This window comes from Neisseria sp. HMSC064E01 (assembly GCF_001808875.1).
GTDB lineage: Bacteria > Pseudomonadota > Gammaproteobacteria > Burkholderiales > Neisseriaceae > Neisseria > Neisseria sicca_A.
Genome location: NZ_KV794946.1, coordinates 112,553 through 120,971, shown reverse-complemented (window position 1 = coordinate 120,971; position 8,419 = coordinate 112,553). Strand labels below are relative to the sequence as shown.

Genomic DNA, 8,419 nt, shown 5'->3' with positions numbered 1-8,419 from the left:
GTTGTTCAGACCGTCTTTGGTCAGGCTGACGGCCTCTTTGCCGCTGCTTGGCACCGGAGTCAGGGTGATGCCGTTTGCTGTGGTTTCGGCAATATTGCCGTCTTTGTCAGCCACTGAAACATTGCCGCCGTTGATGGTGGTCACGTTGCCGTCGGTTTCAAAGTGTGCGCTGTTCAAACCTTGCAACTCTTTGGCGAGTTTGACGTTGAGCGTACCGTTGGCGTCGTCTGAAACCACGCCGATGTTGTTGTCAGACAGTTTCGCTGCGTCTGCACCGCCTTTAACCAAGACTTGGTTGCCGAGTTTGCGCTCGAAATTCTTATCTGCGTTGTCGCCGCCGAAAGTCAGACCTTTTTGCAGCTCGGTACCAATGTTGTCCAACGCGCCTTGTACGGTGTTGACAGGTGCAGCCTGCGTACCGTCGGTTTTGGTTACGACCAGATTCGGTACTTCAACCGCGCCGGTATTTGGATTGACGGTTGCGCCCAATGCGGTTGCCAACGGAGTGAGCTGGCTGACGTTGACGGCGTCGGTATTGTTCACACCGGCAGCGATGTCGGTTGCTTTCTTACCGCCGTTAGACAGACCTTCGGTTGTCAGTTTGACAGGGTTTGCCGCTGTACCAACGGTCACGCCGTCTGCAGAAACGATGGTTTTGCCGCCTGCTGCGTCAACAAATTCAGACGAGGTCAGACCTTTCAACTCTTTTGCCAGCTTGACGTTGAGTGTGCCATTGGCGTCGTCTGAAACCACGCCGATGTTGTTACTGTCGGACAGTTTGGTTGCATCGGCTTCGCCGCCTTTAACGGCAACAGTGCTGCCCAATTGGCGGGTTGAAGGCGTACCGCTGTCACCTGCAAAAGTCAAAGGCGCACGAACGGCATTGCTCAAGGCAGTCAATGCATCGCCGACATTGTTGTAGTCAGCTACGCCTGAAGTCGCGGGGCTGCCGGAAATCACAGAGTATTTCGGCGCGGCGATTTCACCGGTTGCGCTGTTGACGGAAGTACCCAAAGCTTTGGCAACTTTGTCCAGTTGGGATACGTTTACCGCATCATTTTGTCCCTTACCTGCAGCAACGTTGCCAACTTGGGTCGGAACGGTAGTTTGCGGATCGGTCGGATTCAGCGCGGCAATGGTTACGTTACCGTTGTAGGTTTGGCTTGGATCTTCCGCGTAAACGAAGGAAATCTGCCTTGTGCCTGACGAAGCATCCACAGTACGTTTCAAGATTTTGCCATTTTCATCAACATAAGCAAACGGAGCTTCATTGGTAACTGCCGTCAAGGTAGTAACGTGAACGTTATTGATGGCATCGGTCAACTGGCTCAAGTTAACCGCGTCGGTCGGCTGTTCGCCCTTGCCCAGATTGGTAATCTTGGTGTTGGACATATCCAACCCGTCTCTAGCGGTAATTTTGCCGGCGAACTCGGGCGCATCGGCAGTATTGATGCTGACGGTAGATTCGTTTTGGTTCAGCACGATATTTTTACCCGCTTCCAACGTGATGGTCGAACCGTTGGTAATTTCTTTCAACGAGTGGTTGTAGGCTTCACCGTTGGTACCGCTGGTTTTAGCCGTATTCAGCTTGAACGACTTGTAAGAGGCGTTGTTGATGGCGGAAATCGCGCCTTCAATGGTGGATGCGCCCGTACCGCCGATGTTGGACATCGTGATGGTGCCGTCATTCGCAATGGCTGCATTGCCACCCAATACACCGACTGCGCTCTTACCGATTTTGTTCATGACGTTTTGAGTCGCATAAAGCTGGCTGCCGTTTACTGCGTCGGTGCTGCTGTCGCTGATGCGGCCTGCGGCGACGTTGGTAATCGTGCGCTCTTTGCCTGCTGTGCCGATGCTGAGTGTGGACTCAGGCGCGGCACCTGCGAAGTTACCGAAAGTCAGACCGCCAACAGTGGCAGAGGTCGTCTGAACGGCTGCTTCAGTCGCGGAATTGGCACCCAATGCGATAGAACCTGCATGAGCGGCATTGGCGTTTTTACCGAGCGCAATAGCGTTGCTTGCAGAGGATTTTGCCGCATCACCGAAGGCAAAGGTGTCGCCTGCGGTGGCTTTGGCGTTTTTACCGAAGGCTACGGCACGGTTTTGCGTGGCTTGGGCGTTGTAGCCGATGGCGATGGTGTCGTCTTTTTGCGCGTCTGCTTCGTTACCCAATGCTACGGCATTGCTGGCAGAAGCTTTGCTTTGGCGGCCTGCCGCGACGGTACCGAAAGCAGTTGCGCGGGTATTGTGACCCAACGCAGTCGCACCTGCCGCCGTAGCTTGGCTGTATGGACCAACTGCAGTAGTGGAGTCGTGAATGGCCTGCGCGCCGTCACCGACCGCTACGCTGGATTTACCCAACGCTTTGGAAGACTGACCGCCTGCGAAGGAGTTTTGACCGTAAGCATTGGATGATTGACCGACGGCGGTAGCGTTGGTGCCGCTGGCTTTGGTATTCGCACCGATGGCGACGGAACCTTCGCCTTTAGTCAAACCGTTTACACTCGCGTCAGATGCCGTGTCTTCGTTGACAGTGGCGTTTTTACCGATGGCGATAGAGTTGGAAATCACCGCCTGCGCGCCTGTACCGACGGCTACGGCAAATTCGCCGGCAGCTTGCGCGTCTGCACCTGCTGCCAGAGCATCCAGTCCGGTTGCGCCGTCATTGTTGTAGTTGCCTCGGGTATCAGAGGTCGTCTTAACGCTGTAGAAATGGCTGGAGCTGCCGCCACCCAATTGGTCGATTTTATTGTTCATCGCTTCCAAAGCGTCGTGAACATTGGCTTTGCCCGTACCGCCTAAATTGTTCAGGGTCAGGTTGCCTGCATCGTCAATTTGGGTACTGCCGCCCAAGGCGTTTTTGACGTTGTTACCCAAGTTGAGCAGGTAAGAATTGGTTGCGTAAAGCTGGCTGCCGTTGATGGCATCAGTGCTAGTTGCGCTGATAACACCTGCAGAGACGTTTTGAATTTGACGGGTGAAGCTGTTGGTAGGGGTGGTTGCATCGACTTTACCGACGGAAACCGTGCCGTAAGAGCTTGTTCCCGCAGCGGTGTAGTTGCCATTGAGCGTGTAGTCTCCGTTGTGGTGTGCTTCGGTCAGGCTGCCACCACCCAAAGCAACATCATTTTCATTTACGGCATGGGATTCGTAACCCAAGGCAAGTGCTTTAACAGCATCAGCTCTGGTGTATGCACCCAAAGTAGTCGCACCTGCTTTTGCCGAAGTTGCGGATACACCCAAGGCAACAGTATTGCCTTCCGCAGCATTGGCAGAATGACCAAATGCAACAGCTTCTGCAGCGAGTGCTTTGGCAGTATTACCAAAGGCAATCGAGCTATTGCCCGTTGCTTGGGTGTTAAGACCCATCGCCATTGCATAGTCGTCTGAAGCGACAGCGTTGCTGCCGATGGCGACGCCGTTGAGTTTGCTGTCGGTTACCTTCGCCATATTACCGATGGCTACGGCAAAACGACCGGAGGCATTGGAATCGATACCCAATGCAACCGCCTCACTGCCCGAAGCGTTGGCACGCTGACCGACAGCGACGGAAGAAACGGCTCCGGCAACGGTCTCATGACCGATGGCAACAGTTTCGTGTGCGCTGGCATTGGCGGTCTTACCGATGGCTACGGAATTGTCGCCGCTGGCTTTGGAAACCATACCGACGGCAACTGCGGATTCTTTTTCTGCCAATGCGGTTTTACCGATAGCGACGGTGTTGCTGAAGCTGCCTTTTGCGGCCTCACCGATGGCAACGGTGGAGGTGACGTTCAGTTTTTGGGCATCTGTACCCATACCTGCTTCTTTACCGATAGCGACGTTGTTCGCACCGACCACATATGCGCCGGAACGCAAGCCAAGGGCAATATTATCCACGCCGGTGGCGTTATTGCCCGTACCTTTACCGATAGAGATTTGACGTTCGTTGGTATAGGCATTGCGACCGCTGTCCGCGCCGATATAAACGGTGTCTGCGCCGACTGTGCGTCCTGCGGAAACGGTGGGGTCGTACACACCCGCGTTCGTACCCACTACGATGTTGCCCGTACCTGCCGCTACGGCTTTGTTACCGATAGCGACGGCGTTGTTGGCGGTTGCTTGGCTGTTTTGACCAAGTGAAGTAGAAGTTTCTTTAGTGGCAATGGCTTCCTTACCGACCGCGACGCTGCTCAAACCGGTTGCCTGAGTGGCAAAACCAACGGCAATCGCGCCTTTGGCTGAAGCGGTGGTTTGCGGGCCGACAGCCAAGGCGTTTTCTGCGTCTGCATTGCTGTCTACACCGAAGGCTGTGGCGCGCAGGCCGTTTGCCGTGCTGTTTTTACCGACGGCAGTGGTATCCTGATTGACTGTCTTGGCACCATAACCGATAGCGGTTGAGAAATGACCCGCAGCAGTCGCTCCTTTGTCTTGCGCCTGACTGCCGCCAATCGCGATGGAGGACGTGCCCTGCGCATTTGCTTTACCGCCAATGGCAATACCATAAGCTCCTGAACCGACCGTAAATTCGCCTATGGAGATGGCACGCGGTGCAGAAGCGACGGCGGTACCCATTATTGCCAGGCTGGCAGGACCCGATGCATTGGCACCTTTACCGGTAGAACTTGCACCACCAATAGCGACAGCACTCAATCCCGAGGTAGTGGAATTGAAACCGATGGCAACGCCATTAGCTGCCACACCGGTTGTGGCAGCACTGGTACCGATGGCAACGGAAGAACTACCCTGCGCATTAGAGCTGTCGCCGACAGCAATACTGCCACCTTTAGTTTTCGACAGATTACCGATAGCAACGTTTTTGGTATCCATACCGTTCGCGCCATTACCGATAAATATAGACTGGGTACTGTCACTACCAGCACCTGCATTTGTACCGATAGCAATCACGTTATCGCTATTCGTGCTGTTTTGTAATGCATTTTCACCGATAGCGATGTTTCGTCCGTTTGCAGTACTGGAGCCTGGACCCGCGCCTTTACCAATCGCAATGTCTGCCTGACCTTTCGTTGCCGCACCTTGACCGATGGCAATAGTTTGGTTTTTGGCTGCATTAGCGGAAGAACCGATGGCAATAGAGCCTGTTTCGGCAGTAGCCGCATTCGGACCGATAGCGACGTTACTTTCCCCTTTGGTTTGAGCTCCTTGTCCGATGGCGACAGATTTACCTTGTTTCGGAGATTGTCCGTTGTCTTGAGGAATGAAATCTAACGCTGTCGTATTATCATCGCCGCAAACAACGTTGTAGCTGACGGTATCGAAATAGCAGGTGTTGTAATCAGTAGCGGCTGCAGATACGGCTGTGCCATTGGAGAGGGTTTTACCGTTATTCGCTGCAGCCATGACTTGACCGCTGGCGAGCAGCAGGCCGGACATAATCGCTGTAAAAGCAAAGCGCACGCCTACGGAGGCAACGATGCCGCCTATGCCTGATGAAGCTGTTTTCCCATGCGCTTTGGCAAATTCTGCCACCGCGTTCCACGTCTGAGTGGTTTCGTTCCATACGACACGATAGATTTTATTCATGCTTACTCTCTGACTTAAAATGTTAAAAAAATAAATTTAATATATTATTGGATTGTCGAACTAACCTACTTTTCAAACATCCGACCCGATAACTAAAAATGAAAACATCTTATTTGATGCCAATATTTCTATTGCAAAATTATTCAACGGATATGACGCATATTGTCACTTTCAAACAAATTTCAGAATTTATCTATACCTCAGATAACAATCTCTCAAACCCGATTTTATGACCTTTTAGCTATTTATATATCCGCTTATCTTTAATAACTTCTATTTTCTTAACCTTATTTTGCAATTAAAGCGAAACTTTATCTTTTTATTTGAAAGCAATTTATATGCCAAAACCCTTTTACCCGGATGCATCCGTACTAAAAAAATGATATTTTTAAGTATCCGACATCCAAAAATAAACAAAGGGGTCGTCTGAAAATGTTTCAGACGACCTCTGTAAATCTTATGTTAATTTAATATTAATGAATAATGTTTCAGATACATCCTCAGCAAGTTGGCGATGTTTGACGGCATTATTCTGTATAATGCCGCAATGTTTTTGAAACAAGGAATACAAATGCTTACCCCAAAACAAGTCAAATCGTTGATTGAAGGCGTTGCCGCTTGCGAACACGTCGAAGTTGAAGGCGACGGACACCACTTTTTCGCCGTCATCGTCTCTTCCGAGTTTGAAGGCAAAGCCCGCCTCGCCCGCCACCGCCTGATCAAAGACGGTCTGAAAGCGCAATTGGCAAGCAACGAATTGCACGCGCTGTCTATTTCTGTTGCCGCTACGCCTGCGGAATGGGCGGCGAAGCAGCAATAAGCCGTTATCCCAGACAAGAAAAAGGTCGTCTGAAACCTGAATCGGTTTTTCAGACGACCTTAGTTATAGTGGATTAAATTTAAATCAGGACAAGGCGACGAAGCCGCAGACAGTACAAATAGTACGGCAAGGCGAGGCAACGCCGTACTGGTTTAAAGTTAATCCACTATAATTTACACGGCGTTGAATTGCCGCTTAATAAGAATCAGGAATGCGGGCAGATTCAAGATTCAGTGTTGCTCCTTATGCGGCTGCTTCAAACTTCTCGACCATGCCGACGCCGACGCCGCAGATGCCGACGTGCACCGCCACCACCGGCGATACGGGAACGCCGTCATCCAAACGGATACCGGTCCGCTTGAAGAAGCGTTCTGCAAATATTTGATACCGGTCGCGTTCGCCCGTATAAAGACCGCCGAGGATAAACTGCTCCCTTGTTTTACCTTGCATCAGTTTCAACACTTGGTCGATGATCGCATCAAACATTTTTTCGTCATCGGAGGCGGATTCGACCCGACACAACTGGTCCTGCGAAAAACGCAATACGGCGCGCAGCCCCAACCAGTCGCACAACGAAGCGCCCAATCTTGCCATCGTGCCGCTGCCGACAAGGGATTTGATTGTGGACAGTCCGAAAATGATGTTGCAACGTTCTTTTAAACCTTCCAAGTAAGCAACGATTTCCGTCGGCGTTTTTCCTTCGCGCAACAGGCGGTCTGCTTCCAAAGCAAAAAAGCCTTCGGGCATGCAGCATGTCCCTGTATCGACGACATGGACTTTCAACTGCGGAACCTGCTCGGCAACTTGACGCACCATATCGGCAGAATCACTTAATTTGTGGCTCAACGTCGTCACAATGGCTTCGTGATAACCCTGACCGACCAAATATTGAAAAGTCCTCAATAAATCTTCAGACGACGGCGGTGTTGTAGAAACATCGCTGTCCAAATGCTCGCGGCGCCAATTGCAATATTCTTCATTACTGATTTCCAGTCCGTCAGCGAACTCTTGTTGTTCCATAAATACATTCAGATGCAGAATCTGAATCGGGCTGTCCCGATCGAGTATGCCCGACAAAGAGCCACTCGACGTGGACAATACCGCGCAACGATATAAGGCATAAGAGCCTGCCATAAACTGCTCCCTTGTGCATCAAACAATGCAAAATCTCAAATAAATAAAGGACTATCTAAGCGGTCTATTTTAATGATAAACGGTATGTAAATTTTTGTCTACATATTAATAGTTTTGAGCATTATTTTGAAACTAAACACTATATTCTAAAATAATAGTTATCATTCATTGCCATATGGTTTTTATGCCGCCTTTTAAACACCTGAGTTTACATATCGTTTACAATACAGCTACTTCTCAATCAAAAGACCACCCATGCCGAAAATCACCCTGATTGCCGCCTGCGCGCCCGACCGCTGCATAGGTATCAACAACACCATGCCTTGGCACTTGCCCGAGGACTTCGCATTTTTCAAATCCTATACCCTCGACAAACCCGTCGTGATGGGGCGGAAAACTTGGGAATCCCTACCCCGCAAGCCGCTGCCCGGCCGCCGCAATATCGTCATCAGCCGTCAGGCAGATTATCCGGCAGAAGGCGCGGAAACCGTTGGCAGCCTTGAAGAAGCTTTGGCATTATGTGCCGCTGCGGAAGAAGTCATCATCATGGGCGGCGCACAAATCTATGCCCAAGCCCTGCCGCTTGCCAGCGATTTGCGGATTACCGAAGTGGCATTAGACGTCCAAGGCGATGCGTTTTTCCCCGAATTTTCGCCATCAGAATGGCGCGAAGCCGCCCGCGAAATCCACACCTCCGCCAACGGCACAGGCTACGCGTTCGTCCATTACACCCGCATCCGATAAAAAAAACAGGCGGTTTGCCGTCAAACCGTCCGCCAGCGATGCGATGAATCAATAAAATCACAAAGGTCGTCTGAAAAACAGTTTTCAGACGACCTTTGTGATTCTCAAACAGCCGATACAGTGAATTAAATTAAGCCAGCCGTAGCGTGGGCTTCGCCCACGAGTCTGCCGATCAAATCCCGAACCGAACAATCG

Annotated in this window: 4 protein-coding genes; 2 read left to right on the top strand and 2 right to left on the bottom strand. The window is 51.2% G+C overall.

All coding sequences use genetic code 11. From position 1 onward, the window contains the following. Nucleotides 1–5,526, bottom strand: a 5,526-nt coding sequence (locus tag HMPREF2572_RS14630) for an ESPR-type extended signal peptide-containing protein (protein WP_070497919.1), incomplete at its 3' end; no start/stop codon positions are given. Nucleotides 5,527–6,097: 571 nt separating this feature from the next. Between HMPREF2572_RS14630 and HMPREF2572_RS09165 the strand changes: the two genes are divergently transcribed. Then, entirely contained in the window at nucleotides 6,098–6,346 is a 249-nt protein-coding gene (locus HMPREF2572_RS09165; protein WP_070497930.1) for a BolA family protein, read from the top strand. 243 nt (nucleotides 6,347–6,589) lie between these two features. On the opposite strand, the gene HMPREF2572_RS09160 is transcribed toward HMPREF2572_RS09165, so the two are convergent. Beyond that, a complete protein-coding gene (locus tag HMPREF2572_RS09160; protein WP_070497917.1) occupies nucleotides 6,590–7,480 on the bottom strand; it encodes a DegV family protein in 891 nt (296 codons plus the stop codon). A 255-nt stretch (nucleotides 7,481–7,735) separates the two neighbouring features. On the opposite strand from HMPREF2572_RS09160, the gene HMPREF2572_RS09155 reads away from it, so the two are divergent. Continuing rightward, entirely contained in the window at nucleotides 7,736–8,224 is a 489-nt protein-coding gene (locus HMPREF2572_RS09155) for a dihydrofolate reductase (protein WP_070497915.1), read from the top strand. Nucleotides 8,225–8,419 lie beyond the last annotated feature (195 nt).

What these genes read in the sequence shown, in the direction of transcription:
- HMPREF2572_RS09165 (WP_070497930.1), top strand. Translation starts at nt 6,098, where the DNA reads ATGCTTACCCCAAAACAAGTCAAATCGTTGATTGAAGGCGTTGCCGCT.
- HMPREF2572_RS09160 (WP_070497917.1), bottom strand. Translation starts at nt 7,480, where the DNA reads ATGGCAGGCTCTTATGCCTTATATCGTTGCGCGGTATTGTCCACGTCG.
- HMPREF2572_RS09155 (WP_070497915.1), top strand. Translation starts at nt 7,736, where the DNA reads ATGCCGAAAATCACCCTGATTGCCGCCTGCGCGCCCGACCGCTGCATA.